The sequence below is a fragment of the Mucilaginibacter sp. A3364 genome, assembly GCF_059690715.1.
On the sequence record NZ_JCAWED010000003.1, the window covers coordinates 127630 to 154626 of the forward strand.

Below are 26997 nucleotides of genomic sequence, written 5' to 3' on the forward strand. Positions count from 1 at the left end.
TCTCTTTTGGGGAGGTCGGGAGGGGTTAAATTTGCAAAATCATCCAATAAATTTGCTTCACGATCGTCATTATGGTATTATTGAAATACTCAATGATAAAAAAAGACCACTTCACACTTCCCGGCGCTAAGGCCCGCCCTATGCTGGCCGACCTGACTTATGACGCGAACAATAAAAACGCGCCGCTTATCATCTTCGCCCACGGCTTTAAAGGGTTTAAAGACTGGGGCACACATAACCTGTTGGCCGAGGCTTTTGTGAAGGAAGGGTTCCGTTTCCTGAAGTTTAATTTTTCGCATAACGGCACCACGCCTGATCATCCAGTTGATTTTGTTGACCTGATAGCTTTTGCCGATAATACCTTCAGCATTGAGCTGGAAGATCTGAATACGGTTATTGATTTTGCCTGCAATGGTTCGGCCATATCGCGTGCCCCATTGGTTTATTTGATTGGCCATAGTATGGGTGGCGGCATCAGCATTATTAAAACAGCCGAAGACAAGCGGGTGAAAAAACTGGTAACGCTAGGCGCGGTAGCCAATTTCAGGAACCTGTGGCCCAAACAAGCCGAAGAACAATGGAAGCTGCAAGGCATTTTATACATGTATAACAGTCGCACGCACCAGCAAATGCCTATAAAAAGCACTTTGCTTGATGATTTGGAACGCAACCGCGCGCGACTGGATATTGTTACCCAGGCCGCTAAAATTATCCAGCCCTGGCTGTTGATACACGGCGATGATGACAAAACCGTAAACATTAGCCACGCCCGCGAACTGGCCAGAGCACAGCCCGATGCTCGTTTTATTGAAGTTGCGGGCGGCGATCATACTTTTGGCGGCCTGCACCCTTACCCCGGCGCTACCCTACCCGATGGCTTGCAGCAATTTTGCAAACAGACGGTTGACTTTTTAAATGAATAAAATTTAATACAGCACAATTTAAACGTTGCTGTGTATATCAATATAACACACATCTACTATTACATGAGCTTAAGCGGATCGATAAAAAAAGGCAATAAATTTTTAAATACCATCCCTACTGATGAGGCGGGTTTCGCTAAGATGATACCCATTATACGTGAGTACTGGAATAACAAGAACGAAACTGTTCCTAAAAAACGGTTAGGCCCTTTTCATACTGATGCCTCAATATATCAAACCCCACCGGCAAGTGGTTTAAGAGTTACGCTGATAGGTCACTCGAGTTTATTAATAGAGATAGATGGCCGTACGATATTGACCGATCCGGTTTGGAGCCAGCGCGTGTCGTTTACGCAATTGATGGGTCCTAAACGTTTTTTTAATCCGCCTTTGGCATTGAAAGACTTGCCTAAACTGGACGCGGTAATTTGCTCGCATGATCATTATGATCATTTGGACAAGGCGACGATTGAGTTTTTCGCGGGTAGTAACATCCCGTTTTTCTGTTCGCTGGGGGTTGGGCAATATCTGGCCAAATGGGGGATTGAAAAAAATTTTATTACCGAAATGGATTGGGGCGATAACGTGATGATAGATCATGATTGCGTAATTACCGCCTTACCGGCCCGCCATTTTTCCGGTCGGGGCATTGTAGGTCGCAACGAAACATTGTGGTCGTCATTTGTGATTAAAGGCAAAAGCCATAATATTTATTTTGGTGCTGATTCGGGTTGGCATCCGCAATTTAAGGAGATAGGTGATGCCTACGGTCCGTTTGATTTAACGATGTTGGAGATAGGCGCCTACGGCAAAAACTGGCCTGATATACATATGGGCCCTGATAATGCCAGCAACGCCCACCTGGCTCTTAAAGGTAAGCTGATGATGCCCATACACTGGGGCACCTTTAACCTGGCCCTGCACGATTGGTTTGAGCCGATTGAGTTGTTGGAAAAATTTGCTATAGAAAAGGGCCTGGAGCTTTTTGTACCGGAACCGGGTAAACCTACTGAAGTTGAAGGTGCTTATAATTCGGGGTGGTGGCGGAAGTTTAAGAGTTGAGCCGGGACTTTCGATTCCTGAGCTTTTGAATTTATTTTGTTTATGGAATTTTACAGATACCTGCATCTTGTATAAAAAAGCAAGACCATGAACAAACCTATAAGCAATGTTTCGTTAAAGTTTTCGTGTAATAAAAACTGGAATGATATGGCCGACGCAGGCACCGGCAGGCACTGTAATAGCTGCAGCAAAAAAGTGTACGACTTTACCAATGCCAAACAAAAGGAATTTTTGTTAATACTGGCGGAGAATAATAATCATGTTTGCGGCAGATTTTCCATCAAACAGATGGCCCCGCAAGCCATCAAAGTATCTGGCTGGAAAAAATGGGTATCGGCAGCTTTGGTGCTTATAGGACTAGGATCGCTAAGCACCAAAGCCAAAGCTCAAATTAAACCTGCGGCTACGGCAATCAATAAAGCAAACGATAAATCACAATTATTATTAGGCGAGGTTATTTGCGTTGCCAGTGAACCAAGCATACCAGGTGGTAAGGTAGCATTGAATAACTTCATCAAAAAAAACATACGTAACCAGGGCACTAAAGGCAAAGTAATAGTAAGTTTCACCATCGACGCGACGGGTCGCTTAATAGAACCACAAATTACCAGGGGGCTTGACGGTGCCAGCAACCGGGAAGCCATGCGCCTGGTAAGCATATTGCCCAATTGGATACCCGCCACTTTTAACGGCGAAAAAATATCACGCGAGTATGTGCTACCTATAAATTTTAAAGGGCGTAAGGATTAAGCCTCTACCGGCTCTATCCAGTTACCATCCTCACGAATGATCCCGATCAACTCATCCAAGGCGTTTGCCGAAGTAATATTTTTCTTCACCGCTTCCTTACCGCGATACAGGGTAATCTTATCCGTACCCGAGCCTACGTAACCATAGTCGGCATCGGCCATTTCGCCGGGGCCGTTTACGATGCAGCCCATGATGCCAATTTTCAGCCCTTTAAGGTGACTGGTACGGCTGCGGATCATTTGCGTGGTAACCATGAGGTCGAACAGCGTTCGGCCGCAGCTTGGGCATGATATGTATTCGGTTTTTGATATACGCGAGCGGGTAGCCTGCAAAATACCAAAGGCGGTTGAGGTAATGATTTTTGTATCAACCTCCGGCGCGTCTATCCAGATACCGTCGCCGAAACCATCGACAAGCAAGGCGCCGAGGTCTGTTGCGGCGTAGAGTTGTAAATTTTGAGTGTTGAGTTCTGAGTCTTGAGTCGGGAAGTTGTAAGTACGCTTGATGATGATAGGAATCTCCAATCCTAATTCCTCCATTTTGAAGAAGAAAGCGCGCTGATCGGCCATGCCATGTAAGGCATCAGTTTCTAACACAAACACCAGCGAAGTATCAAAAGGTAAGGAACCAAACTCGTCGCTGTCGATATCAGCAGGCTTTAGTTTTACAAGGTTTAGCGCTGATGAGCGATCAACATCGCCAATAAACTCCTGCAAAGTAAACACCGGGTGGCAAAGCATTTTATCCGCCAGATTTTTCCAGGTGGCATAGTTATACAACTGCTTTAAGTTTCCCGGCAGGGTGAACGATGGTAATTCATCCGCCAGATAAACAAAATCAACCGATTGCTCAGCCATGTTGTATTTGTCCAACAGCGGCGAGTACAAGTAACCCACATCGTTTAATATCGACGGATCTTTTAGATTAGCTTTTGAAATATCGGCCACTACACGCGGCACCATGTGGCCACCAATGAAGGCGTTGGCCTCGTAAGTATGGCGTTTTTTGTAATCGAAGGGATTGTGTTGTGAGTCTTGAGTCTTAAGTTCTGAGTCTAAAGTCACTTTACCCGACTTCAGACTTTCGACTTCAGACTTCCGACTCGAATAACGGTTCACCAAGGCAATCGCCACCGGCGCCTCGGCTTCGGGTTCTTCAGTTAGCGATACGCGTACGGTATCGCCCAGGCCATCTTCCAGTAAAGTACCAATACCTACGGCTGATTTGATACGACCATCCTCACCGTCGCCAGCTTCGGTTACGCCCAGGTGCAGCGGATAATTCATACCTTCGGCAACCATCGTTTTTACCAGCAGGCGGTAGGCTTGCACCATTACCTGCGGGTTACTTGATTTCATGGAGATAACCAGGTTATAATAATTCAGCGCTTCGCACATCCGCATAAATTCCATCGCCGATTCCACCATACCCTGCGGGGTATCGCCATAACGGCTCATGATCCTATCGCTTAACGAACCGTGGTTGGTGCCGATACGCATAGCTGTGCCATACTCCTTACATACATTAACAAGCGGGGTAAATTTTTGGAAAATACGATCAAGTTCGCCTTGGTATTCGCTATCTGTGTAATCTAGCTGATCAAATTTCTTTTTATCTGCGTAGTTGCCGGGGTTTACGCGCACTTTTTCAACAATGCGGGCGGCTACTTCGGCAGCGTTGGGGGTAAAATGTATATCGGCAACCAGCGGGGTGTTATAGCCGCGCTGGCGGATCTGTTTTTTTATTTCGGCCAGGTTTTGCGCTTCTTTAATGCTGGGGGCCGTAATGCGCACCAGTTCGCAACCGGCTTCTATCATACGTATAGATTGCTCCACAGTACCAAGGGTGTCCATGGTATCGGTAGTGGTCATGCTTTGTATGCGGATGGGATTATTGCCGCCCATGGCCAGATCGCCAATGTGCACTTCGCGTGTAATAAAGCGCGAATATTCGGTTAAAGAATTACAATAATCACCGGGTAAAGTTTTTATAGCAGGAACACTCATGCAACAATCTATTTTCGGGTGCAAATTTAAGGATTATAACGATGCGCCCGTCTATTTAATTATCGGCTATTTTAGCGTTGCCATTAAAAAATCCGTTGTTAATTAATATCCTTTTGATTTTTTTGCCGGTAAATCTCTACCTTTCGCCCGCATTTTATACGCAGTAATGAACAAGGAATATTATTTACAGGAAGGCGAAGAACGAACAGGACCGTTTACAGTTAACGCGTTGATACGCCAAGGGCTTGATGTGCACACACTGGTAGCAACATCGGCTACGGGCGAGTGGCAGCTGGCGTCGGAAATTCCCGAGTTTTATGCTTATTTTGAGTCGCGCGGTATTTATTTCCCTACGGGCGACAACCTGGCAAGCTTTGGGCGCCGTGTTCTTGCCTTTTTGATAGATTACTTTCCGCTGTATATCATCATTGAGCGGGTGGAAGTAGGTATGGGCCTGATCAGTATCCCGGCCGATTATAAATTTGGCGATCCGCTTCCGCCGGGCATACTAACTTTATACGTCAGCTTCCTGGGTATATTTCTGGCCTATAAAACTATCTGCGAATCTTTATCATCTAAAGGCACCCTGGGTAAACGGGCCTTTAAACTGCTGGTGGTTGATATTGACGGAAAAAAACCTACGCTGCTAACATCATTAATGCGCAACGTAGGTGTGGTATTATCGATTACTATATGGATACCTTTTTTAAGTATGCTGATTAGTGAGCATAAACAAAACTGGTATGATAACCTGGCTAAAACTTATGTTTTAAACACCAATAGCCAGGTTTTAAATTAATATCTTTTCACTTTAAAGTCTGACACTCCACCGTTAATTTTAATGTACAGCTTGTTTTTCGCGGTAGCAAAACCTGTGGTTTCATAGTTATTATCAGTTGTTTTGTTAAAGCCATCAAAATCTGATGATGACAAGCCTGTATTTTTACTGATATGCACTGCGGCTGCTTTAGGTACGCTTATTACCACCTCTGAAGCACCTGTTGATACCTCAACACTGGTAGTTTGCAGCGGCTCACCCAATTTTACATCCATTGACGCGGCACCACCTTCCAGGTCGAGTGATTTTACTTTGAATTTGCTTAGGTCAAAATCAACTTTTGATGCACCGGTTTCTATTTTGATATCCCAAACCGGGTTAGTGTTTAATTTAAAAGTAACTATGTTTGATTTGTTGCCACGGCCATGCCATTTAAATTTACCGTTGTTATTGTTTTTCATTTTATAACTAAGCACGGTAAGCGAATCGGTATTTACACGGGTTAGGTAGTTGTTAAAGTTGTTACCAAACGTGTTGGCTTCGGCGGTAAACAATTGAGCTGTAGTATCGCTTAAACGATAAACAGTACCGCCACCGCTGATATTTAAATGAGCTACTTTGATGCTATCATTATAAGCTTCGGTAAATGATTTGCTGGCATGTACCTTGTAATCACCATCGTGGTCGTCATCGTCATCAAACTCGAAGGCTAAATTATCACTCCAACGGTTATGCCTTCCGCCAAAATCACCAAACACAACCAGGCCAAAACCTATAATAATAACACTCAATTTTAAGGCAGTTGCCCAGGTAGCTTTGTTGTTGGCAAATATGAGGTTGATACCTGCTATTACAATAAACAATGGCCATAGGTGAAAAAAGTTACCCCAATGTACATTTACAACATCGTAATTGCTTAATAATATAACGGCGCCTATCAATATCAGGGTTACGCCGGGGATTAATTTATTACTTTTCATGATCTTTATATTTATGTTGTGATATTTTAGTCGATAGACCATGGTCTATCGACTATGGTTTTTTGTTAAACGGTTGGGTTATTATCGTCGGCCGGTTTTTCTTCGGTGAAAATTTGCTCTTCTTTGGGTTCAGTTTTATGCCAGTCGGCTTTGTCCCATGGTTGTTTTTTACCTGATAGTACTACGCTGGCGCCTAAAATTATCAACGCAATAGGCCAAAGTCGTTCCAGGTCAAGATCCGGCAGGATATCAAAATTATCCAGCAAAAAGTATGAGCCAAATAGCACCAGGCCAATACCTACAATTAAGCCCGCGCTTGATTTCTTTTTAGGCGGCATGGCAAACGGTGCACCGGTAGCTGTAAAAGGGTTAGCTGCATTTTGCGGACCGCTGGCAAATGGGTTGCTTACCGGAGGCACAGTATAATCAACGTGTATGTTCGGTTGCATGAACGGGTTCTTTTTAGGTAACACTATCCACATTACCAGGTAAGGCACAAAGCCTACACCTTTCATTAACAGGGCAACTACAAATATTACACGTATTACGGTTACGTCAACATTTAAGTATTCGGCTAAACCGGCGCACACGCCGGCTACTTTACCGTTTTGTTCGTCTCTATATAATTTCTTTTCCATTTTAGTTAAGTTTAGTTTGATTGTTTTACAATTGCCCGTAGGCTGGTTTAATAATTATTTCGTCAACGTTAGCACCGGCACTCATTTGGTAAACAGTTACAATTGCCGAAGCTATATCCTCAGGTAAAACCATTCTGTTTTTGTCAACATCCTGGCCATCCCATGAAGTGGTTAAGGTTGAACCCGGTATAACTGCGGTAACCTTTACACCGTGTGGCTGCATCTCTAACCGCATTACGTGGTTAAGACTTAGCAGCGCGGCTTTTGTTACCGTGTACATGCCGGCTTCGGCAATCGGGTCTTTAGCGGCTATCGAGCATATGTTAAATATGTGGCCCTCGCCATTGGCTTTCATGCTTTTGCCGAAGAAACGGTAAAGCTCATAAGCGGGCATCAGGTTGGTATTTATCATTTGTTCAAATAACTCATCGCTATCATCCAATATGCTGGAGTAGGCATAAGTACCCAGGTTGTTAACCAGTATTTGCACATCGCCCAGTGCCTGTTTAGCATCGGTAGCAAATTGCAGCAGTTGTTTTTTATTGCTGCCATCGGCTACGGCGGTAAACACTTTTATGGCCGGGTTAATTTGCAACAGCTCGGTTGTAAAGGCATCAAGCTCATCAGCCTTGCGCGAGTTGATGGCTATGTTTACGCCTTGTTTTGCTAAAGCAATGGCAATGGCCCTTCCCATTCCTTTAGTTGCACCGGTTATTAACGCGTTTTTCATAGTACTAAAGTAGATATAAATGCTACACCCGTGCTATAATAATCGGGGAACGGGGCTTAATAGTCGGTGAAAAAGTATTTTGTTTCGGGGGAATATTATTGGCATATTAAAAAATTGGTTTTATCTTTCGATTTATTTAGCAACCTATGCGCAAAGCCTTATCTGTTTTTATACTGTCGTGCCTGTTTATTTATAAGGCACAAGCTCAAAAATTCCAAGACCTGCCGCAGGATACCAAATTCCTGGAAAAAGCCCGGGTGGGTAAATCGCTCGAGGTTCAACCATCCTATGTTGGCGGCATGGGTGCCCTAAACGAGTATCTGCAAAAAAGTATACAATATCGCCCGACAGATAAAAACAATGGAGATATTGAGCCCGCTTATATAGGTTTTATTATAGAAAAAGATGGCACGCTAAGCAATTTCACCCCGCTACGCAGCGCATCGCCCGAAATGGAAACCGAAGCCCTGCGCATTGCCAAAGGCATGGGGCCATGGAAACCGGGTATGATCAAAAATAAACCGGTTAAAATGCCTTTCGTAATTTCTGTTGATTTTAACCGCGATTCGACAGATAACGTTGGCGAGCGCGTTTACAGCTTAACAGATACACCGCCAACCTTTAACCCTGATGTTAGCGCCTTTTACCAGTTCTTTAACCGCAATGTGCGCTACCCTCATTATGAAATGGAGAATAACATAGGCGGCAAGGTGATGGTTACCTTCGTGGTGGAAAAGAATGGCTCGTTATCAAACCTGCGCTACATTTCGGCACCATCAATCGCACTGGGCCAGGAAGTATTAAAAATTATCGGCATTGCGCCAAGATGGGAACCGGGTACTGTGAACGGTATACCGGTACGCACGCGGATGACCATGCCGTTTGCTTTTATGATGAGTGAAGTACGTTAACTTTATGTTTATGAGGAAAGTATTATTAGTATTTGTTTTGGGGTTGATGTGTTTGCAGGGAGCGCGGGCGCAAAGGCGGGATACGATAGTGAATTTTGTAAAATTTGATGGTAACCTTACAATGAGTAGGGATAGTGCAGAATATATTAGGTTTATATTGCCCCCTGATTCGGCTGTGGACAAAGATATTTTCCCCATTCGCGAGTATTATTCAAATGGAAAACAAAAGTTAATTGCCGCTGCACGATCAAGAGCCGGCGATTTAAAGTTTGAAGGTTCTGCTATCAGCTATTTTCCAAACGGGAAAAGAAAAAACATTACGAATTTCAATAAAGGTGACATCGTAGGTGATGTAATAGATTACTATCCCAACGGTAAAATTTATACGATAACGCGTTACAACAAAGTTTTTGAACGTCGATTTATAACGTGCAAAGATTCGACAGGAAATGTAGTTGCTGATAATGGTAACGGAAAATGGTTGATTTTTAATGACGATTTTAGCTGGTTGGTAAAAGAAGGCCGGGTTAAGGGAGGGATACTTGGCGATGACTGGAAGTATAATTACGATGCAGACACAACAACTCGTGTAGCTGGTGAAGCTTACATAAAAGTTGATGTTCAACCTAGTTTTACGGGTGGAGTGGAACGATTTTTTAACTTCGTGTCCAGAACTGTTCGTTACCCTACGCTTGATAAGAGAAATAAAGTTCAGGGTAAAGTTACTATAACATTCGTTATTGAAAAAGACGGCTCTTTATCAAATATAAAAGCTATCGACGGGCCATCTCTAACTTTAAAGGAAGAAGCTGAACGAATAATGACTTTATCCCCAAAATGGCAGCCAGGACTAGCAAAGGGTAGACCTGTTCGTGTTAAGTATACTATACCAATACGATTTACCTTAGGCGATTAGGAAAACAGGTTTGATCTGCGTAAACAAATCCCCCACTATTTGGTTAAATAAGCGGTAAGTATATCATTGCCTCAAACTAAAAATGTATTTTTAACCTTGATTTTATAGCGACGAATGTTTTTCACCCTAGGCAGATATATACTTTTATTAAGGCTTAGTTTCCGTAAGCCCGAAAAGTTTAAAGTTTATTGGAACGAGGTTATGCGCGAGATGGTATCCATCGGCATAGGTTCGTTAGGCATTATTGCCATTATTTCGGTATTTATTGGCGCGGTGGCTACCATACAGGTGGCTTTCCAGTTATCAAGCCCGTTGGTACCACGCAGTATTGCGGGTGGTATTTCGCGAGATTCTACTATTTTAGAGTTTAGCCCCACTATTTCGGCACTGGTATTGGCCGGCCGGGTGGGTTCAAGCATTGCCTCGCAAATAGGCACCATGCGGGTAACCGAGCAAATAGATGCCCTGGAAATAATGGGTGTAAACGCGCCTGGTTATTTAATAGCGCCGAAGATCATCAGCGGCGTTTCTATGATACCGCTGCTTACAATCGTATCTGTAGCGCTAGGTTTATGCGGTGGCTACCTGGCCTGCGTTATTACACGGGATATAGCCCCTGCCGAATACATCACAGGTTTACAGGATGGTTTTAACCCGGTTATTGTTACGGTGTGTGCCGTTAAGTCGATTGTTTACGGTTTCCTTATCACTTCTATATGTGCTTACAATGGTTTTTATACCGAAGGCGGCGCATTGGAAGTAGGCCAATCGGCTACAACCGGTGTAGTTTACAGCTGTATCATGGTATTATTTGCTGACCTTTTAATCTCGAGTATGTTATTATGATCGAGATCAAAGATATTTTTAAAACCTTCGGCGAAAACGAGGTGCTAAAAGGCATCAGCGCCACCTTCGAACCAGGTAAAAATCATTTAATTATAGGCGGATCGGGATCAGGCAAAACCACATTGCTTAAATGTATTGTTGGCTTGCACGAGCCTACCAAAGGCAAAGTAATTTTTGACGGGCAAAGCTTTACCGAACTTAGCTTTGAAGAGCGTGTACCCATCCGCAAGGAAATAGGTATGCTGTTTCAAAACTCGGCTTTGTTCGATTCGATGACGGTTGAGGAAAACATCATGTTTCCACTAAACCTGTTTACAGACCAAAGCCGCGCCGAAAAACTGGACCGAGCCAACTTTTGTTTGGAAAGGGTAAACCTGGCGGGAAAAAACAAACTCTTCCCGGCCGAATTATCCGGTGGTATGAAAAAGCGTGTAGGCATTGCCCGCGCCATTTCCATGGAGCCCAAATACCTGTTTGTTGACGAACCCAACTCGGGCCTCGACCCAAAAACGTCCATCCTGATTGACGAACTGATCAACGAGATCACCGAAGAATACAAAATTACCACCGTTGTGGTAACGCACGATATGAACTCGGTGATGGGTATTGGCGATCATATTATCTTTTTACACCAGGGCCAGAAATGGTGGGAAGGCAGCAATAAAGACATCGCCCATACGGATAACAAGGAACTTAACGACTTCGTATTCGCCAGCAAGTTTATGCAGGCAGCTAAGGGGAAGTTGTAGGTTTTAGTATTGAGTAGCTAGTATCAAGTAGCCAGACTGCCCGGCAAAAAAATCTTGATACTTGATACTAAATACTTGATACCCTCTCCTACTTTACAAGAACATACTCTCCCCAAAAATCAGTAGGGAAAGCTATCATCAGCTTATCGGGCGTTGCCCTGCCGGCATTATAGCTTTGGCCGTTACTGGCCGAGTACATGATAACATCGCCGGTAACTTCAACCTTGGCACCGTTTAAAATGGCACCGTTAAGCTTTAGGTTGTACATAAACTTGCCGCTTTCCTGCGCGCTTTTAGGTAAGTATTTAAGGGGGATGGCAAGTTCGTAGTTATAGGCAAGCTTACTATCCATCAATCCGGATGCTTTAAGGCCCTCGTTGTTGTATCGCGACAGCACGTCATCTTCAATATCTGCAAAGCCTTCAACTTTAATAAACTTAAATTTCTGGCCTATTCTTTTATTAAGTTCGTTACGGAAGGAATCGATCAGGCGTTTATTTTCTGCGGTATCTTTACTTAAAACCGGTATGTTTTTAGGGTTGATATAAAAAGGCTCCTCCTGCTTATCATGCGCGGGGAAGGTAACCGCCATGGTATTCTTTTCGTCCTTTTTACCTTCTTTATTTATGGCCAGCGTTACACCGCCTAAGGCTACTTTAGCAACAATTTCGGGGCGGTCGGCGCGCACAACCAGGTATAGGTTCTTGTCGTCATTAGCTATAGTGTAAAACACCTGGTTGGCGCGATTGTAGGCTTGCAGCTTTGGCCCCCATTCATCTATTGTGCCATCGGCTTTGGTGTTGGCCGGCGCCTTCAAACCGGTAGGTTGCACAGCTGGTAAGCGCTGTGCGAGGGTTATTATCGGGCAAAATAGTACTGCTACAAGCAGCACGCGTATGCAATAGTTTAAATGTTTCAAATCAGGGTTTACAATTGGTTCACTAAAAATACGTAATATTCTGTTAATTTTGCATGCTGGTAGTTTTGCTGCCTGATACTCAATACTTGATACAAAAAAGAATGATCCAACTACTTACGCCCACCCACTGGAAAGACTACGAACTGATTGATTGCGGCGACTTTGAAAAGCTGGAGCGTTTTGGTGATGTGATCCTGATCCGCCCCGAGCCACAGGCGGTTTGGAGTAAGGCGATGCCGCAAAGCGAATGGCAGCGCCTGTACCATATCAGATTCAAGGGCCGTTCGGCAACATCAGGCGAGTGGATCAAAAAAAGTCCGGCTACGCCTGACAGATGGCATATCGAGTATAAAAACCCCGAGACAGCTATCAAATTCCGCCTGGGTTTAACTTCGTTCAAGCATGTGGGTATCTTCCCCGAGCAGGCGGTAAACTGGGATTACATTTCATCAAACGTTAAAAAATTTAAATCACCTAACCCCAAAGTGCTTAACCTGTTTGCCTACACAGGTGGCGCATCGCTGATTGCGCGCGGCGCCGGTGCCGATACTACGCACGTTGACTCGATACGCCAGGTGGTTACCTGGGGTAACGAAAACCAGGAATTATCCGGACTGAAAGATATTCGCTGGGTGGTTGAAGATGCCCTGAAATTTGTAAAGCGCGAACTTAAACGCGGTAAAAAATACAACGGTATCATCCTTGATCCGCCAGCATACGGCCACGGCCCCAACGGCGAAAAATGGAAACTGGAAGACCATATCCGCGAGATGATGCAGGACGTAGTGCAACTGCTTGACCCGGAAGAACATTTCCTGATCCTGAACACCTACTCGCTTGGTTTCTCGGCAGTTATTGTAGAAAACCTGATCAAAAGCGCGTTCCCACAGGTTGAAAACCTGGAAATTGGCGAACTGTATCTGCAGGCTACTTCGGGCATAAAATTACCCTTAGGTGTGTTTGGTAAGTTTTATAAACACAAATAGCCTTTTTGTGGATAAATTTAACCTATAAGCATTTTAAAAGATGCTATTTTGCACCTTGTTAAAAACAATCTCTTAATAAATGAAAAACATCTTTTGTACTCCTGTGCTGGCATTGGCTACGCTCATCGCCTTCTCAAGCTGCGGCCAAAGTAATGGCAACAAAAAAACAACCGATACTACAGCTGCCGCCAAAAATAAGGAGGCCGAAGATAATGGCCCATCGGTATCAGATACCACGGCTAAAAATAACTATCCACCGGTTGATAAGGTTCAATATGATTCGTTGATGAAACGTTTGGCGCATGGCGATACTACCGGCAGGTGGCCGGTTAAAAATACGCCGACTCCGGGCCCGGGTGCTATTTTGCCATTTAAGCGCGTGGTTGCTTATTACGGTAACCTATACTCTAAAAAAATGGGTATCCTGGGCGAATTGCCGCCAAACGAAATGTTGGCTAAACTAAAAGGCGAAGTAAAGGCCTGGAGCAAAGCCGATCCGCAAACGCCGGTACAGCCAGCCCTGCACTACATTGCAGTAGTTGCGCAAGGCGATGGCGGTAAAGATGGTAAATACCGTTACCGCATGCCATTTAAACAAATTGACAGTGTATTAACTATCGCCAAAAAAATAAATGCTTTGGTGTTTTTAGATGTACAGGTAGCGTTAAGTAATATTCAAGCTGAATTGCCTTTACTAGAGCCGTACTTAAAAATGCCCCACGTACATTTTGGTATGGACCCTGAGTTTTCGATGAAAGACGGTAGCAAGCCGGGCAAAAAAATAGGCACTTATGACGCGGCCGATATTAATTACGTAACAGGCTACCTGGCTAACCTGGTTAAGAAAAACGGTCTGCCACCAAAGATCCTGATCGTACACCGTTTCACCAAAAAAATGGTGACCAACTACCAAAGCATCAAACTGCGCCCTGAAGTGCAGGTGGTAATGGACATGGACGGCTGGGGCGAACCTGAGTTAAAAATGGGTACTTACCGGCACTTCATTTTCTCGGAGCCGGTACAGTTTACCGGTTTCAAACTGTTTTACAAAAACGATATCAAGAAAGCGCCTCATCATATGATGACGCCGGAGGAGGTTTTGAAATATAAACCTTCGCCGATTTATATTCAGTATCAGTAATTATCCCTCCCAACCCTCCCGAGGGGGAGGACTTTGAATAGCATAAACAAAAGAGCCGTGGCAAATGCCTCGGCTCTTTTATTTATCATCCCTCTTATCATTTCGACCAACGGGAGAATCTATACACGGATAGATAATCCATTAACTTAGCTTGTGTATAGATCTCTCGCTGTCGCTCGAGATGACACGTGAGATAATTGAGTTATATCGTTGGCTCAAAAGTAAACACGCTTTTATAGTACTTAAAGTAAGCCACACATAAAAACACGTTCAATACAATTACGGCCAGGCCCATTGGTATACCTGCCGGGGCCAAAATGGTGTGAAACAGAAATATGTTTAAGCTAATAGGTAACAACGTCAATAAAAAGAAAGGCGTGAAACGATTGATCAGGATAAACAGTCCGCTGATAATTTCTATGCCCTTCATGTATTGAAAAAAGTAACCCGAGCCATACAATCCGCCCGAAAACGCGGTGGCTTGCTCGGTCATTTTAGGCTGATCCATCGGTATAAAGTGGAAGAAGAAATTAAGGCCAAATACTACATAAATTAAGCCCAGTAGTATGCGGGCTATTAGTGCTGCAATTTTCATAGCTGATGAATTTTTGTGAGTTTTAAAATGTTATGTATCAATTATACTACCAAATATAAATGTTTAAACATTTAATTAAACTACAGCCTTGTCATGGTAACGTTAAATAAATAGTAACCGGAAGTATTGTGAACGGGGCAAACATCCAAACAAAATCCCGTTACGCCACATTAGGTAATAGCACTGTAGTTTTTTATGGCGAGAGAAACCGAACCGTGAGAAATGCGTAAATTTACCTATACAAAATGCAACAAGAGACTTGATATACAGAAATGAGTAACACAACAAATACACAAAAAATAACTTTTGGCGGCGGTTGCTTTTGGTGCACCGAAGCTGTTTTTCAAACCTTAAAAGGCGTACTGGCTGTAACATCGGGCTATATGGGTGGCCACACTAAAAACCCAACTTACGAGCAGATCTGCACCGGCAGAACGGGCCATGCCGAAGTGATTGAGGTGGAATATGATGCTGATCTAGTAAGCATTGAAGAACTGCTGCTGATATTTTTCAAAACACACGATCCAACAACGCTTAACCGTCAGGGTAACGATGTAGGCACGCAGTATCGTTCGGTAGTATTTTATCATACAGCGGAGCAGAAAGAACACACGGAGGCCATGATCAAAAAACTGACCGATGAGCAGATTTTTGACAGCCCGATAGTAACCGAGCTAAGCCCGGTAAGCGAGTTTTATAAAGCGGAGGATTATCACCAAAATTACTATGTTGATAATACCAACAAAGGCTATTGCGCATTCGTTATTCAGCCTAAGCTGAATAAATTTATTAAGGAATTTACGGATAAGATAAATTTTGACCTTTTAAAATAGGATGAAAAGAGTTTTAATTACCTGCCTTGTTATACTGAGTTGTGCTGTTGTTAAAGCACAGGATAAACCCATACCCACTTCACTGTCAAATGGTGGCAAAACATGGGCATCGCTTTACCAGCAACGCGCAGCGGAATATAAGGCGCTATGCTTCCAGGCTTATAACATTGCTAAATTACGTTTGGATGCAGCCCTACGGCTGAAAAGCAAAAAACCATTGGCGGTGGTAACTGATATTGATGAGACGTTGTTAGATAACAGCCCCTACGACGCCGCCCGCGCCATTAATAATCAGGAATTTGATCTGCAGGCCTGGAAACGCTGGACCGCCAAAGGCATTGCCGATACTGTGCCGGGTGCGCCGTCGTTCTTTAAATACGCGGCATCAAAAGGCGTTACCGTATTTTATGTAACTAATCGAGATGAGGACGAGCGCGCAGGTACCACACGAAACTTAAAGCTTTACGGATTACCTTATGCTGATGAACAACATATCATCCTCCGTCAAACCGTTTCTAGCAAGGAAGCTCGCAGACAGGAAATACTCAAAAAATATAACATTGTACTGCTGTGTGGCGATAACCTGCCGGATTTTGACACGCAGTATGATAACAAGCCCTTACAGGAAGCCCGCAATGCCACTACTGAGAAGCTGAGTAAGCAGTTCGGTAGCAAATATATTGTATTGCCTAATCCCAGTTATGGCGATTTTGAAGGCGCGTTTTTCAACTTCAATAACAAACTAACACCGGCACAAAAGGATTCGGTGATCCGGAGTATTATTAAGGTGGATAAATAGTGGGATTATAGCTTATGCACAAATAATTTTAAAACAGCATAACGGTCATTGCGTTATAAAATGATAATTTCGTTGTATAAAGCCTCACACCAATGACTATTATCGAGAACCATCTGTTTAAAGTTGCCATCCGTAACCAGGGCGGCGAGCTGACTTCATTTTTTAATAAAATTACCGGCGTTGAACACCTGTGGCAAGCTGATGCCAGCGTTTGGCCATGGCACGCCCCTAACCTTTTCCCGGTTGTGGGTGGTTTAATCAACAATCAATTGCTGGTTGATGGCAAAACGTATGAGTTGCCGCGCCACGGTTTTAACCGCACGTCGGAATTATTGCTGATACAGTCCAGCGAGCAATCGGCTTGGTTCTCTTTGCCTTATTGCGAGAAGACGTTGGCAAAATATCCCTATAAATTTGATTTCCAGATCCATTATGACCTGATAGATGATGCCCTGCGTATTACCTACAAGGTGATAAACCTGGATAAAAAGGACATTTACTTTTCGGTTGGCGGGCACCCGGCCTTTAATGTGCCTTTCCACGCCGGCGAGAACTATGAGGATTATTATTTAGAGTTTGAAGCTGATGAACTGCTGGAAACCCACCAGCTATCTGCTGATGGTTTCTTTAACGGCAGCAAGCTGCCCGTACCTGCTGAAGGCAAAAAACTACTTTTAACCCGCGAACTTTTTGCTGCGGATGCATTGGTATTCAAAAAGCTTAAATCGCGCGTGGTGAGCATTAAAAGCACCAAACACGATGAAAGCCTGACGGTAGAATTCCCGCACTTTAACTACCTGGGCTTATGGGCGAAGCCGGGGGCCGATTTTGTGTGCATTGAGCCATGGTTAGGTTGCGCCGATACAGAGGGCAAACATGTAGATATCAAGAAAAAAGAAGCTATACAGGAATTGAAATACGGCCACGTGTTTGAGGCCGCTTATTTTTTGAGTGTGTAAAACCAAAACATCATGCTGTTTCGATACCTGTCGGGACAGCATGAATACACCTTAAAGTTTTTTCAACTCGTCTTTAGCTTTAGCAAACCAGGTATTGTTGGCCTTGCGTTCAACCTGGCTTAGGTGAGGTTGTTCTTCCAGCATGGTTTCAAATATACCGGCTGCATCCTCCGGCCTGTCCTGGCGAAGTAGAAATAATCCGTACTGGTACCTTTGCTCAAAATACGAGTATCGCCCCTTCATCAATAAAAATTCGTTTTCAGCTTGCGTTACGTCCCCGGTTTGCTCAAGCGCCATGGCATAAAATATATGCGTTCGTGACCGCGCGAACTGCGGCAATTTGTACAACCGTTTGGCTATTGGCAAAATATCATGATAACGCCCCATTTGGTAGTAGGCCGCAATAAGCTGTGCCTGCACATGCTCATTTTCGGCGAAGGCGCCGGTAAGGCTGGCGGTGTATATTTCGACCGCGCGTTCGGTTTGCCCGGCGGCCAGGTAGGCATCGGCAAGTTTTACGCGGTTGGCAAAAGTGTCGGTAAATTTAACCTCGTCTTCCAGTCGTTTTAGTTTGATGCCCGGGTTAAATACGGCATTAACGTCAATTTTTGGGGTGCGTATGCGGCGGTTGTTTAGTATTTCCTGGTAAATGTATATCAGGCTGCCTATTACCGGCAAAAATATAATGAGCCATATCCATCTTTGCAGCGTATCGTTACGAAAGCTATGAAAAGCGCAAAACGCCTGCAAACACAGCGGGATATAATACCAGTAGTCGTACGCAAATATTGAGTTCATTGTGATAATATCTCAAATATATAAAAATATCTGACCCGGCATACATGTGTAAGATTTACGAAGTTTTTTAAGCTTCGTAAATCTGTAAGGTGTTAAAACAATCGTCCTTGTCCCTTATCGTCTATATCGATATCATCAGGATTGGTAATCTCAAAGTCTACTTTTTTGACCGGCGGCTCGGGCTCTTTAACAGGTTCGTCAGCCGGTTTCATCGCCTCTGGTTCAGTTTTTTGCGCTGCTGGTTTATCTGTCGTAAACTTTGGTTTTTGAGCTGCCTTGGCGGGCTCAATAACTTCCGGCTCAGGCGCGGTTTCAATTATATCCTCCTCAATAATATCTTCTTCAGCAACCACCACTGGCGCCACATCAGCCACAGTTTTTTCTTCTGGAGTGATGGTGATCTCTGTTTCCGCCACCGAATCCGGTTCCGGATCGGGTACATCCTCCGCGTCGTCGTGTTCGGTCACCAGGGTCACGGTTTGCACCACGTGGGCAGAAAGGCGGTTACCCATGGCTTTCATACCCTTCACATCTATCAGATCGGCCAGGTTTAGCTCAACGGTTTCAGGCGTTTTGGTAGCCCCTTTTAGCTGATCAACCTTAACAATAGCTTGCTGCGAGCCCGATATCAGGATCATTTTTGAACCTGCTTCTTCGCTGATGATAGCCGTTTGTTTGCCAATGGCAGTAGTTTCAAATACAAAGCGCTTTACCATGTAGTTTTTGCTCTTGCCATCAAAATGTATCATTGAGTAAACCTTTTCGGGGTTATACTTTTCAATAATGGTCATTTTGTCATCGAAGTGATTATTCAAATCGAAACTGGTTAGCTCATAAGTCCCGTTAGGGAACACGGTAAGTATACGGTCATCGCCATCAAACTCACCCAGGTATTTGCCGCGGCTGTCGGCATTCAGTCGTTTTAAAATATCATCGTACCATATCTTTCTTCCCGCCAGGGTTGATACACCTTTTGATTTGAGGACGATCTTTTTAACCGGGTATTTGGTAATAATGTTACCCATCGAACCACGACCTTTTATAGCCAACAGGGCGAAGTCCTCATCAAACTGCAGTTTCTTCAGTTTCTGATGCGGCTTCAATTGTACATTCACCACTTCGGCTTCGCCATTAGGGTTGGCCGAGAAATATAGTACTTTAGATGCTTTGCCGCCCTTGGTCAGGTCATACTCCTTATCGCGTGTTACACCGGTTACGGCGAAGCGTTTTACGTAAGCAATACCGCTCGGGCCATCCTTGTATATCAGGTTGTAAATGGTACGCTCATCGTTCTTTTTAAATACGGCTACGTGGATAATGCCCTTGCCCACAAACACTTTCTCCTGCACCTTGGTGATCATACACTTTCCATCCTCGCGGAAAACAATGATCTCGTCAATATCCGAGCAATCGCCCACCAGTTCGTCTTTCTTCAGACCCGTACCAATAAAGCCGTCCTCGCGGTTAACGTATAGTTTTACGTTGGCCAGGGCCACTTGCGATGCTTCTACTTTATCAAACGTACGCAGTTCTGTTTTGCGTTCGCGATCTTTACCGTATTTGGCTTTTAGTTTCTCGAACCAGTCTATGGCGTATTCGGTAAGGTGCTTCAGGTGGTTTTTGACGATCTTAATTTCGGCCTCTAAAGCCTTTATCTGCTCATCCGTTTTCTTTACGTCGAAACGGGTGATACTGCTCATCGGTTTATCTATCAGTTTTTTGTAGTCCTCATCCTCAATGGTGCGGTAAAACTGCGGGAAGAATGGCTCGAACAAACGATTCAACACCACCAGCACTTCCTCAAAATTAGCCGAGCTTTCATAGTCGGGGTGCTTGTACATCCCCTCCTGGATAAATATTTTAAGTAAGGAACTGAAGAAGATCTTTTCCATCAACTCCTTTAGCCTTATCTGCAGCTCCTGCTTTAGCAATTCGCGTGTGTAATGCGTGCTTTCGGTAAGCATGTCATTAACGCTGATGAAGCGCGGCTTATCGTCCTGGATGATACAGGTATTTGGCGATATGGATACTTCGCAATCGGTAAAAGCGTAAAGCGCGTCTATCGTTACATCGGGCGATATACCCGGTGCAAGGTGGATAACGATCTCTACATTTTGCGCCGTATTATCTTCTATTTTTTTGATCTTGATCTTGCCCTTATCATTGGCAGATATCACGCTATCAATCAAACCACCGGTTGTGGTGGTAAAAGGTATTTCGGTAATAGCCAGCGTTTTTTTGTCGCGCTCCACAATTTTGGCGCGTACGCGTACCCGGCCACCACGTTGCCCTTCATTGTACGCCGAAGTATCGGCCATACCACCTGTCGGGAAATCGGGTACCAGGTTAGGACGTTCGCCTTTCAGCACCGCTACCGATGCATCCAAAAGCTCGATAAAATTATGCGGTAAAATTTTGGTAGCTAAACCTACCGCTATACCTTCGGCACCCTGCGCCAACAGCAGCGGGAACTTAACCGGCAAAGTTATAGGCTCTTTGTTACGGCCATCATAACTGGCCTGCCAAATAGTGGTATCGGGATTGAAGACAACCTCTAAAGCAAACTTTGATAAACGGGCCTCGATGTAACGCGGCGCGGCGGCCGAGTCGCCGGTTACGGGATCGCCCCAGTTACCCTGACAATCTATCAATAAGTTTTTTTGCCCTATTTGCACCATGGCGTCGCCAATAGAGGCATCGCCATGGGGGTGATATTTCATGGTGTTACCAATAACGTTGGCCGCCTTGTTAAAACGCCCGTCGTCCATCTCTTTAAGCGAATGGAGGATACGGCGCTGCACAGGCTTTAAACCATCGTTGATATGCGGAACGGCACGATCAAGTATTACATACGACGCGTAATCAAGAAACCAGTTCTCGTACAAACCATCCAGCGAGGTAACATTATGTATTTTTTCTTCGTTGTTTGCGGGTTGATCTTCGTTCAGCTCTTCACTCATTAGTAACAAAAAAATTTTGGATGGATAAAGATAGGTAAATGTGCGGACGGGCAGATGTGCCGATGGGCAGATTTTATAAACATTGGGGTGTTTATAAACGTATTTTGGCTGTAGATCAGCAGTTAGTGCACCAAGCGATAAATTAATACCAATTATGTCATTTCGAACTAGGTACGAGAGAGAAATCTTATACGGGCGACTTTACGCGCTGACATTTATCGCTTGTATAAGATTTCTCCCGTTGGTCGAAATGACATAATTATTATTACTCCTTCCGCATCTCCCTTATCATCACATTATAACTCCATTTACGCAGCATCGCATTAACGGTATTCACTATCCTTTTGGCCCGTGTCTCGGCAGTTTTAGCGCTGTTTATCCAATTAATAAAATAGTCGCGGTGCGAGCCGGGCAGGGTCATAAACTGGGTTTCGGCTTCGGGATCAAAATCGAAGCATTCTTTTAGATCAGCAGGTATCTCTATCTTAAAATCTTCGTGCACTTCCAATTTCACCTGCACCGTCGCGCCGGCTTCTTTGCGGATGGCTTTGCGGATATCCGCTTTCAGCGCCATGATAAAATTACCCTCGCCCATGGGCATTAAAGCCATGCCGCTGATGGCAAAATTGTCAAGAAAACCTTTAACCCTGAACGATTTTTTGTTGCCGGGTTTGAGTTGCTGCGCCAAATCGGCCGGAATTTCAATATATCGCCAACCGGTTTTTTCACCCATCTCATCAAACTGTAAAATACTGGTAGTGAATTCAATAGACATTATATTTTGCATTATTGGGCTTGTTAAAGAATCGGCCCAAATGTTAAATTTTAGTTAATTTGAAAAAATATTGTAACGTATCGTAACATGCTGATGTCTTATGGATATAAACAAACAAATTAATAACCTTAACAATACAATATTATGAAAACTCTAAAATCAATCATGCTGGGTCTTGCCCTTTTAATTATAAGTGGCGTTGCCAATGCAGCTAAACCAGCTCCTGCAAAACTTTCAAAATCAGATGTGTTAAACCTTTACGTTGATGCCAGCATCCACGGTAAATTAACCGGTTTGGCTAACGCTATCAGCGATGAAGTTGTGTTTAACATTGTACGTGGTGCCAACACCATTACTGCCAACAAAAAACAATTGCTTAACTACTTTAAAGCAAGCGAAAACATTGAGCAAAAATGTGAAGTAAAAACTACCACTGTTGCCGAAGATGATGATGCTACTACTATTAAATTGGAAATGAAGTATGAAAACTCAACCCGTGTTAGCTTAATTAGCATGAACAACACCTTCGAAGGTTGGAGAATTACCAAAGTAGAGCAATCTGTAAAATAATTTTTAGTTTATGTTTTGTGATTAAGGTCCCGGTTTGTTAACCGGGGCCTTTTTTATTTTACGTAAGGTTGCAAAACCGCCTGCCATTTATCATAACCTTTATCATTAAGGTGCAACATATCCTTTTTAAATAATGATGAATCGGGCATCATTTGCGCATTCAGTACGGTATTTGACAGGTTTACGTACGTATTGTTTTTTGAATGAGTACTGATAAAGCCTTTCACCATTTTATCTAAAGCGGCGCACTCTTCCTTAAACTTAAGCCTGCTTGGGCATGGTTTTATAGACATGTAGTACAGTTGCACATCCGGCATCTCCTGCCTTAAACGCGCATGAAATTGTAAAAAACTTGCGTACACCTGCGCTGCTGTTTTTTTGCTTACCGCGATATCATTCTCGCCGGCATATAAAAATATCTTACGAGGCTGGTATGGATAAACAATTGATGGCATAAAGTAATCAACCCATTGCCAAAGTTCAGAACCACCTACCCCGCGTTGCACAATAGGCACGTTAGAAAAGCGCTGCTTCAGATCAGGCCATAAACGAATTGACGAGGCACCGATAAATAATACCTGGCCCGGTTTAGGCATGCTTATGCTATCCTGCTTTTTATAATCTTTTATCTCGTTAGCAAACGGAATAGCCTTTTGCGCATACAGGTTTACAGAGAAAACTAATGCAACAAACAGTAAGGGTAATTTTAGTTTCATAATGGTGGTTAAGCGTTTAATCGGTCTTCAAAAAACAAAAATGGTAAAAAAGTTTCTATTCCGCTAGTTACCCAAACAGGGCCATCCTTGCAAAATAAAATCACCCGTACCGGTTTTCCCTGCATCTTTTCGCACTCAGCTAATACCTGCAGGCAGGAGCCGCAGGAGGTAACGGGTTTCAGTATTTTAAATTCATCGGTGTGCGCTGTAACCGCCATGGTTGTAATAGCATCATCAGGATGATTGGCGCCCCAGTTAAACAGCGCCACCCGCTCGGCACAAAGACCCGAAGGATAGGCAACATTCTCCTGGTTGCTGCCATGTATAATTTTGCCGCTTTGCAATTGCAGGGCCGCCCCCACCCTAAATTTTGAATAAGGCGAATGTGAATTTGCCATTGCTTTAACAGCTTCAGCGCATAGCTGCCGGTCGGTATCGTTAAGCTCTTCTACAGAAGCATATTCCTGAAAGCCTATTTTTATTTCGTGATTGATCATAGTATTATGCTTAGCGATAAACGCAAGGATATAAAAGTTCCTAAAAAAACAAATCCCCCCACTTTTAAAAGTGAGGGGAAACAAGATAAGGATATTTTTATGAAGTGCTTAATTTTTCATCCGTTTATACGTGGTTATTCCTCCATATGGCGAATCCATGATCAGCGTATCCTTTAGTACATAAAGTTTAGCAGTATAAGTATAATCCGGAAAAAACACTTTGATCGAATCCTTATCGACCGTGTATTTATAATTAACTCCTTTACGGTTATAATAAATAGAGTCGTCTTTAACTTCAAATGTTGGCCCTTTGCTTTCGTCATCCTGCCAGGCGCCTAATAAATTTTCTTTAGGATCTGCCTTGTCTCCCGGCTTTTTTGAAGTACAGGCAAACGCGGTGCATAAAACTAAGGCAGCTATTGTGATCGTATTTTTAAAAAACATCGGTTAAATTTTTGGTAATGATAACGAATTTATAATTATTTCGGTATTACACGGCTACGGCCAAAGCTTCTCCCTCGGCAATGGTCGGGTTAACGCTTTCGTCATCTTTTTCAACGCGCAGGTTACCAATTATATGCTGTTGCCTTGCCGGCGTATTTTTGCCCATAAAATATTCCAACAGGCCTTTGATATTGGCATCCTTGAGGATAACGGGATCCAGGCGCATATCTTTACCTATAAACAGTCCAAATTCATCGGGCGAAATTTCGCCTAAACCTTTAAAGCGGGTTATTTCGGGTTTTACACCTAACTTGGCAATGGCGTCACGGCGCTCTTCGTCGCTGTAGCAATAAATAGTTTCTTTTTTGTTACGCACACGAAACAACGGCGTTTGCAAAATGGAAACGTGACCGGCCTTCACCACGTCAGGGAAAAACTGCAGGAAGAATGTCATCAGCAGCAAGCGGATGTGCATGCCGTCCACATCGGCATCAGTAGCTATTACAATATTGTTGTAACGCAGGCCATCAATGCCATCCTCAATATTTAGCGCATGTTGCAGCAGATTAAACTCTTCGTTTTCGTAAACTACTTTTTTTGTCAGACCGAAGCAGTTTAGCGGCTTACCCTTTAAGCTAAACACAGCCTGCGTCATCACATCGCGCGATTTGGTGATAGATCCGCTGGCCGAGTCACCCTCGGTGATGAATAACGTGGTATCTTGTTTACGCTCGTGGTTATCGTCAAAATGCAGCTTACAGTCGCGCAGTTTACGGTTGTGCAACGATGCTTTTTTAGCACGCTCATTAGCCAGTTTTTTAATGCCGGCAATATCCTTACGCTCACGTTCTGATTGCATGATACGTTTTAGCAAAGCATCAGCGGTAGCAGGGTTTTTATGCAGATAATTGTCGAGCTCTTTTTTAACAAAATCGTTTATAAAACCGCGTACGGAAGGCCCCTCGGGACCAACATTTTGCGAACCCAGCTTGGTTTTGGTTTGCGACTCGAACACAGGTTCCTGCACTTTTATAGCAATGGCTGATACGATAGATGCGCGAACATCCGACGCGTCGAACTCTTTTTTATAAAACTCTCGTATGGTTTTAACTACCGCTTCGCGGAAGGCAGCCTGGTGGGTGCCGCCCTGCGTGGTGTTTTGGCCGTTAACGAAAGAATAGTACTCTTCACCGTATTGCTGGCCATGGGTCATGGCTATTTCAATATCTTCACCTTTTAGGTGAATGATGGGATAGCGCAGAGTTTCTACATCTGTGCGTTTGGTTAACAAATCATACAGGCCGCGTTCCGAAAAATATTTTTGATTGTTAAAGTTTACGGTAAGGCCAGAGTTTAGGTAAACATAATTCCAGATCATGTTCTCTACAAACTCAGGTATAAAGCGGTAGTGGCGGAAAATGCTATCATCCGGGTAGAAATTGATAGCAGTACCGTTACGCTGTGCGGTTTCTTTTTCAGGCTCATCGCGCACCAGTTCGCCTTTGGCAAATTCGGCGATTTTGGTACGACCGTCGCGATATGATTGTACCGTGAACGAGGTTGACAAGGCATTAACTGCCTTGGTACCCACACCATTCAAGCCTACCGATTTTTGGAAGGCTTTGCTATCATACTTACCACCGGTATTGATTTTAGATACACAGTCGATAACCTTACCCAATGGTATGCCACGGCCATAATCGCGTACCGCAACTTTGTGATCGCTTATAGTGATATCAATACTTTTGCCCGATCCCATCACAAACTCGTCTATCGAGTTATCCACTATCTCTTTCAGCAGTACATATATGCCATCATCATACGCAGAACCATCGCCCAGCTTGCCTATGTACATGCCGGGGCGCAAACGTATATGCTCCTTCCAATCTAACGACCGGATACTGTCTTCACTATAATTAACTTCTTCTGCCATTTTATACGCGTAATATATTTCCGGGAGGCAGAACACCTCCTATCGCAAAAATAAAATTTAGCCAATTAAATTGGTACGGGAAAACTGCTAACTTATTAACATTGGAATTTAGCGCCCTTTTAAAGAGCAATAACCATCACTGCTTAAACTTAACGCAGTTACTTGCTTTGTACATGTTCTTGAAAAACTCGGGGCCTTTAACGTTGGTAAAACAAACGGCCATGAGGGTGCCAGTTTTATCTTTTTGCAATACGATGAGTAAAGCATACTTGAAATGTTTGGTCAATGCCGAATCATTCAGGTTGATAAGGTAAGTGCGGCCGGCATCGGCGTTATAGCGGGCAAGCATATAGTTGGGTATATTGCGTATGAGGGCGTCATCCGTGGTAAGCGCTTTTAACTGCTCATTTGCCAGGGCCACGTACGCCGAATCAGTGCTTAGGTCAATATCTTTTTCGCTCAAAAAACGCTCATTATCCTTTTGGGTGTTTATGCGGAACCATATCTCAAAATCAGCGTCCGGGATCTCGAGTGCATACTCAAATGGCAGTGCGGGGGTGTTAACAACTTTTGCCTCTTTAAAACCATTGGGTTGGTTAAAGGTCATACCTACCTCGGCCAACGCATTGTTAAAGCTTTTAAGCTGTGCACTAGGCACATGCGTTTCCTGCGCAATGGCTGTCACTGCCATCAGCATAAACAAAATTAAACACACCAGCCTCCCGGCTGCTTTTGTGATAACGCTCATCTGAGTTTAAAAACGCTCTTTTTCAAACGGTATTG

28 protein-coding genes are annotated in these 26997 nt (G+C 43.8%); 14 read left to right on the plus strand and 14 right to left on the minus strand.

The features are described 5' to 3' along the window. The first annotated feature begins 92 nt into the window (after positions 1-92). The 3 genes from AC59JT_RS18790 (at position 93) to AC59JT_RS18800 (ending at position 2735) form a co-directional block, all read left to right on the plus strand. A complete protein-coding gene (locus tag AC59JT_RS18790) occupies positions 93-923 on the plus strand; it encodes an alpha/beta hydrolase family protein (RefSeq protein ID WP_497401954.1) in 831 nt (276 codons plus the stop codon). 30 nt (positions 924-953) lie between these two features. Beyond that, positions 954-1985 carry an MBL fold metallo-hydrolase gene (locus AC59JT_RS18795; RefSeq protein ID WP_497401956.1) on the plus strand — a complete coding sequence of 344 codons (1032 nt, stop codon included), beginning with the start codon at positions 954-956 and terminating at the stop codon, positions 1983-1985. Between the two features lie 87 nt (positions 1986-2072). Further along, a complete protein-coding gene (locus tag AC59JT_RS18800; RefSeq protein ID WP_497401958.1) occupies positions 2073-2735 on the plus strand; it encodes an energy transducer TonB in 663 nt (220 codons plus the stop codon). Here AC59JT_RS18800 and ispG read toward each other — a convergent pair. Further along, entirely contained in the window at positions 2732-4741 is a 2010-nt protein-coding gene (gene ispG / locus AC59JT_RS18805; protein WP_497401960.1) for a (E)-4-hydroxy-3-methylbut-2-enyl-diphosphate synthase, read from the minus strand. The two genes, AC59JT_RS18800 and ispG, sit on opposite strands and share 4 nt — an antisense overlap. A 166-nt stretch (positions 4742-4907) precedes the next feature. Between ispG and AC59JT_RS18810 the strand changes: the two genes are divergently transcribed. Further along, positions 4908-5540, plus strand: coding sequence for an RDD family protein (locus AC59JT_RS18810; protein WP_497401963.1), 633 nt, complete (start codon positions 4908-4910; stop codon positions 5538-5540). On the opposite strand, the gene AC59JT_RS18815 is transcribed toward AC59JT_RS18810, so the two are convergent. The 3 genes from AC59JT_RS18815 to AC59JT_RS18825 all read right to left on the minus strand — a co-directional run bounded on the left by AC59JT_RS18815 (position 5537) and on the right by AC59JT_RS18825 (position 7867). Then, on the minus strand, positions 5537-6499 hold the full coding sequence (locus AC59JT_RS18815; RefSeq protein ID WP_497401965.1) for a toast rack family protein: 963 nt from the start codon (positions 6497-6499) through the stop codon (positions 5537-5539). The two genes, AC59JT_RS18810 and AC59JT_RS18815, sit on opposite strands and share 4 nt — an antisense overlap. Positions 6500-6564: 65 nt before the next feature. Then, a complete protein-coding gene (locus AC59JT_RS18820; RefSeq protein WP_497401967.1) occupies positions 6565-7137 on the minus strand; it encodes a PspC domain-containing protein in 573 nt (190 codons plus the stop codon). Between the two features lie 25 nt (positions 7138-7162). Beyond that, positions 7163-7867, minus strand: coding sequence for an SDR family oxidoreductase (locus AC59JT_RS18825; protein WP_497401969.1), 705 nt, complete (start codon positions 7865-7867; stop codon positions 7163-7165). 146 nt (positions 7868-8013) lie between these two features. On the opposite strand from AC59JT_RS18825, the gene AC59JT_RS18830 reads away from it, so the two are divergent. The 4 genes from AC59JT_RS18830 (at position 8014) to AC59JT_RS18845 (ending at position 11289) form a co-directional block, all read left to right on the plus strand. Continuing rightward, positions 8014-8778: an energy transducer TonB gene (locus tag AC59JT_RS18830; protein WP_497401971.1), complete on the plus strand. Its 765-nt coding sequence runs from the start codon at positions 8014-8016 to the stop codon at positions 8776-8778. Between the two features lie 10 nt (positions 8779-8788). Then, positions 8789-9694, plus strand: a complete 906-nt coding sequence (locus tag AC59JT_RS18835; RefSeq protein ID WP_497401973.1) for a TonB family protein — start codon at positions 8789-8791, stop codon at positions 9692-9694. A 114-nt stretch (positions 9695-9808) separates the two neighbouring features. Then, entirely contained in the window at positions 9809-10540 is a 732-nt protein-coding gene (locus AC59JT_RS18840; RefSeq protein WP_497401975.1) for an MlaE family ABC transporter permease, read from the plus strand. After that, positions 10537-11289 (plus strand): ABC transporter ATP-binding protein, encoded by a 753-nt coding sequence (locus tag AC59JT_RS18845; RefSeq protein WP_497401980.1) that lies wholly within the window; start codon positions 10537-10539, stop codon positions 11287-11289. Before AC59JT_RS18840 ends, AC59JT_RS18845 begins: the two co-directional genes overlap by 4 nt. 88 nt (positions 11290-11377) lie before the next feature. On the opposite strand, the gene AC59JT_RS18850 is transcribed toward AC59JT_RS18845, so the two are convergent. After that, complete coding sequence (locus tag AC59JT_RS18850) at positions 11378-12208, minus strand: hypothetical protein (protein WP_497401984.1); 831 nt, start codon at positions 12206-12208, stop codon at positions 11378-11380. Positions 12209-12309: 101 nt separating this feature from the next. Here AC59JT_RS18850 and AC59JT_RS18855 point away from each other — a divergent pair, with 101 nt between their 5' ends. Next, entirely contained in the window at positions 12310-13194 is an 885-nt protein-coding gene (locus AC59JT_RS18855) for a class I SAM-dependent methyltransferase (protein ID WP_497401989.1), read from the plus strand. 79 nt (positions 13195-13273) lie between these two features. After that, the gene (locus AC59JT_RS18860; protein ID WP_497401994.1) at positions 13274-14335 is read left to right on the plus strand and encodes a hypothetical protein; all 1062 of its coding nucleotides are present in this window, start codon (positions 13274-13276) and stop codon (positions 14333-14335) included. A gap of 202 nt (positions 14336-14537) precedes the next feature. Here AC59JT_RS18860 and AC59JT_RS18865 read toward each other — a convergent pair whose 3' ends face one another. After that, positions 14538-14930 (minus strand): DoxX family membrane protein, encoded by a 393-nt coding sequence (locus tag AC59JT_RS18865; protein WP_497401997.1) that lies wholly within the window; start codon positions 14928-14930, stop codon positions 14538-14540. 272 nt (positions 14931-15202) lie between these two features. On the opposite strand from AC59JT_RS18865, the gene msrA reads away from it, so the two are divergent. The 3 genes from msrA to AC59JT_RS18880 all read left to right on the plus strand — a co-directional run bounded on the left by msrA (position 15203) and on the right by AC59JT_RS18880 (position 17521). Beyond that, positions 15203-15763, plus strand: a complete 561-nt coding sequence (gene msrA / locus AC59JT_RS18870; RefSeq protein ID WP_497402000.1) for a peptide-methionine (S)-S-oxide reductase MsrA — start codon at positions 15203-15205, stop codon at positions 15761-15763. A gap of 1 nt (position 15764) precedes the next feature. After that, positions 15765-16562, plus strand: coding sequence for a 5'-nucleotidase, lipoprotein e(P4) family (locus tag AC59JT_RS18875; protein WP_497402002.1), 798 nt, complete (start codon positions 15765-15767; stop codon positions 16560-16562). A gap of 92 nt (positions 16563-16654) precedes the next feature. After that, positions 16655-17521 (plus strand): aldose 1-epimerase family protein, encoded by an 867-nt coding sequence (locus tag AC59JT_RS18880; RefSeq protein WP_497402004.1) that lies wholly within the window; start codon positions 16655-16657, stop codon positions 17519-17521. Between the two features lie 51 nt (positions 17522-17572). Here the strand turns inward: AC59JT_RS18880 and AC59JT_RS18885 are convergent, their stop codons facing one another. The 3 genes from AC59JT_RS18885 to AC59JT_RS18895 form a co-directional block, all read right to left on the minus strand. Beyond that, on the minus strand, positions 17573-18319 hold the full coding sequence (locus AC59JT_RS18885) for a PLDc N-terminal domain-containing protein (protein WP_497402007.1): 747 nt from the start codon (positions 18317-18319) through the stop codon (positions 17573-17575). A 92-nt stretch (positions 18320-18411) separates the two neighbouring features. Next, positions 18412-21279 carry a DNA gyrase/topoisomerase IV subunit A gene (locus tag AC59JT_RS18890; protein ID WP_497402009.1) on the minus strand — a complete coding sequence of 956 codons (2868 nt, stop codon included), beginning with the start codon at positions 21277-21279 and terminating at the stop codon, positions 18412-18414. Positions 21280-21544: 265 nt separating this feature from the next. Beyond that, positions 21545-22054, minus strand: coding sequence for a YdeI/OmpD-associated family protein (locus tag AC59JT_RS18895; protein WP_497402011.1), 510 nt, complete (start codon positions 22052-22054; stop codon positions 21545-21547). 144 nt (positions 22055-22198) lie between these two features. On the opposite strand from AC59JT_RS18895, the gene AC59JT_RS18900 reads away from it, so the two are divergent. Further along, positions 22199-22624 (plus strand): hypothetical protein, encoded by a 426-nt coding sequence (locus AC59JT_RS18900; protein WP_497402013.1) that lies wholly within the window; start codon positions 22199-22201, stop codon positions 22622-22624. A gap of 53 nt (positions 22625-22677) precedes the next feature. On the opposite strand, the gene AC59JT_RS18905 is transcribed toward AC59JT_RS18900, so the two are convergent. The 5 genes from AC59JT_RS18905 to AC59JT_RS18925 form a co-directional block, all read right to left on the minus strand. After that, positions 22678-23340 (minus strand): GDSL-type esterase/lipase family protein, encoded by a 663-nt coding sequence (locus AC59JT_RS18905; RefSeq protein WP_497402015.1) that lies wholly within the window; start codon positions 23338-23340, stop codon positions 22678-22680. 8 nt (positions 23341-23348) lie between these two features. Then, positions 23349-23837 carry a cytidine deaminase gene (locus tag AC59JT_RS18910; protein WP_497402017.1) on the minus strand — a complete coding sequence of 163 codons (489 nt, stop codon included), beginning with the start codon at positions 23835-23837 and terminating at the stop codon, positions 23349-23351. 108 nt (positions 23838-23945) lie between these two features. Then, the gene (locus AC59JT_RS18915) at positions 23946-24281 is read right to left on the minus strand and encodes a hypothetical protein (RefSeq protein ID WP_497402019.1); all 336 of its coding nucleotides are present in this window, start codon (positions 24279-24281) and stop codon (positions 23946-23948) included. A 46-nt stretch (positions 24282-24327) separates the two neighbouring features. After that, the gene (locus AC59JT_RS18920; protein WP_497402021.1) at positions 24328-26214 is read right to left on the minus strand and encodes a DNA topoisomerase IV subunit B; all 1887 of its coding nucleotides are present in this window, start codon (positions 26212-26214) and stop codon (positions 24328-24330) included. Positions 26215-26350: 136 nt separating this feature from the next. Next, complete coding sequence (locus tag AC59JT_RS18925) at positions 26351-26962, minus strand: hypothetical protein (protein ID WP_497402023.1); 612 nt, start codon at positions 26960-26962, stop codon at positions 26351-26353. Positions 26963-26997 lie beyond the last annotated feature (35 nt).

Coding starts and splice junctions, on each gene's coding strand:
- AC59JT_RS18790 (WP_497401954.1), top strand. CDS start 93: ATGATAAAAAAAGACCACTTCACACTTCCCGGCGCTAAGGCCCGCCCT.
- AC59JT_RS18800 (WP_497401958.1), top strand. CDS start 2,073: ATGAACAAACCTATAAGCAATGTTTCGTTAAAGTTTTCGTGTAATAAA.
- ispG (WP_497401960.1), bottom strand. CDS start 4,741: ATGAGTGTTCCTGCTATAAAAACTTTACCCGGTGATTATTGTAATTCT.
- AC59JT_RS18810 (WP_497401963.1), top strand. CDS start 4,908: ATGAACAAGGAATATTATTTACAGGAAGGCGAAGAACGAACAGGACCG.
- AC59JT_RS18815 (WP_497401965.1), bottom strand. CDS start 6,499: ATGAAAAGTAATAAATTAATCCCCGGCGTAACCCTGATATTGATAGGC.
- AC59JT_RS18820 (WP_497401967.1), bottom strand. CDS start 7,137: ATGGAAAAGAAATTATATAGAGACGAACAAAACGGTAAAGTAGCCGGC.
- AC59JT_RS18825 (WP_497401969.1), bottom strand. CDS start 7,867: ATGAAAAACGCGTTAATAACCGGTGCAACTAAAGGAATGGGAAGGGCC.
- AC59JT_RS18830 (WP_497401971.1), top strand. CDS start 8,014: ATGCGCAAAGCCTTATCTGTTTTTATACTGTCGTGCCTGTTTATTTAT.
- AC59JT_RS18835 (WP_497401973.1), top strand. CDS start 8,789: ATGAGGAAAGTATTATTAGTATTTGTTTTGGGGTTGATGTGTTTGCAG.
- AC59JT_RS18840 (WP_497401975.1), top strand. CDS start 9,809: ATGTTTTTCACCCTAGGCAGATATATACTTTTATTAAGGCTTAGTTTC.
- AC59JT_RS18845 (WP_497401980.1), top strand. CDS start 10,537: ATGATCGAGATCAAAGATATTTTTAAAACCTTCGGCGAAAACGAGGTG.
- AC59JT_RS18855 (WP_497401989.1), top strand. CDS start 12,310: ATGATCCAACTACTTACGCCCACCCACTGGAAAGACTACGAACTGATT.
- AC59JT_RS18860 (WP_497401994.1), top strand. CDS start 13,274: ATGAAAAACATCTTTTGTACTCCTGTGCTGGCATTGGCTACGCTCATC.
- AC59JT_RS18865 (WP_497401997.1), bottom strand. CDS start 14,930: ATGAAAATTGCAGCACTAATAGCCCGCATACTACTGGGCTTAATTTAT.
- msrA (WP_497402000.1), top strand. CDS start 15,203: ATGAGTAACACAACAAATACACAAAAAATAACTTTTGGCGGCGGTTGC.
- AC59JT_RS18875 (WP_497402002.1), top strand. CDS start 15,765: ATGAAAAGAGTTTTAATTACCTGCCTTGTTATACTGAGTTGTGCTGTT.
- AC59JT_RS18880 (WP_497402004.1), top strand. CDS start 16,655: ATGACTATTATCGAGAACCATCTGTTTAAAGTTGCCATCCGTAACCAG.
- AC59JT_RS18885 (WP_497402007.1), bottom strand. CDS start 18,319: ATGAACTCAATATTTGCGTACGACTACTGGTATTATATCCCGCTGTGT.
- AC59JT_RS18890 (WP_497402009.1), bottom strand. CDS start 21,279: ATGAGTGAAGAGCTGAACGAAGATCAACCCGCAAACAACGAAGAAAAA.
- AC59JT_RS18895 (WP_497402011.1), bottom strand. CDS start 22,054: ATGTCTATTGAATTCACTACCAGTATTTTACAGTTTGATGAGATGGGT.
- AC59JT_RS18900 (WP_497402013.1), top strand. CDS start 22,199: ATGAAAACTCTAAAATCAATCATGCTGGGTCTTGCCCTTTTAATTATA.
- AC59JT_RS18905 (WP_497402015.1), bottom strand. CDS start 23,340: ATGAAACTAAAATTACCCTTACTGTTTGTTGCATTAGTTTTCTCTGTA.
- AC59JT_RS18910 (WP_497402017.1), bottom strand. CDS start 23,837: ATGATCAATCACGAAATAAAAATAGGCTTTCAGGAATATGCTTCTGTA.
- AC59JT_RS18915 (WP_497402019.1), bottom strand. CDS start 24,281: ATGTTTTTTAAAAATACGATCACAATAGCTGCCTTAGTTTTATGCACC.
- AC59JT_RS18920 (WP_497402021.1), bottom strand. CDS start 26,214: ATGGCAGAAGAAGTTAATTATAGTGAAGACAGTATCCGGTCGTTAGAT.
- AC59JT_RS18925 (WP_497402023.1), bottom strand. CDS start 26,962: ATGAGCGTTATCACAAAAGCAGCCGGGAGGCTGGTGTGTTTAATTTTG.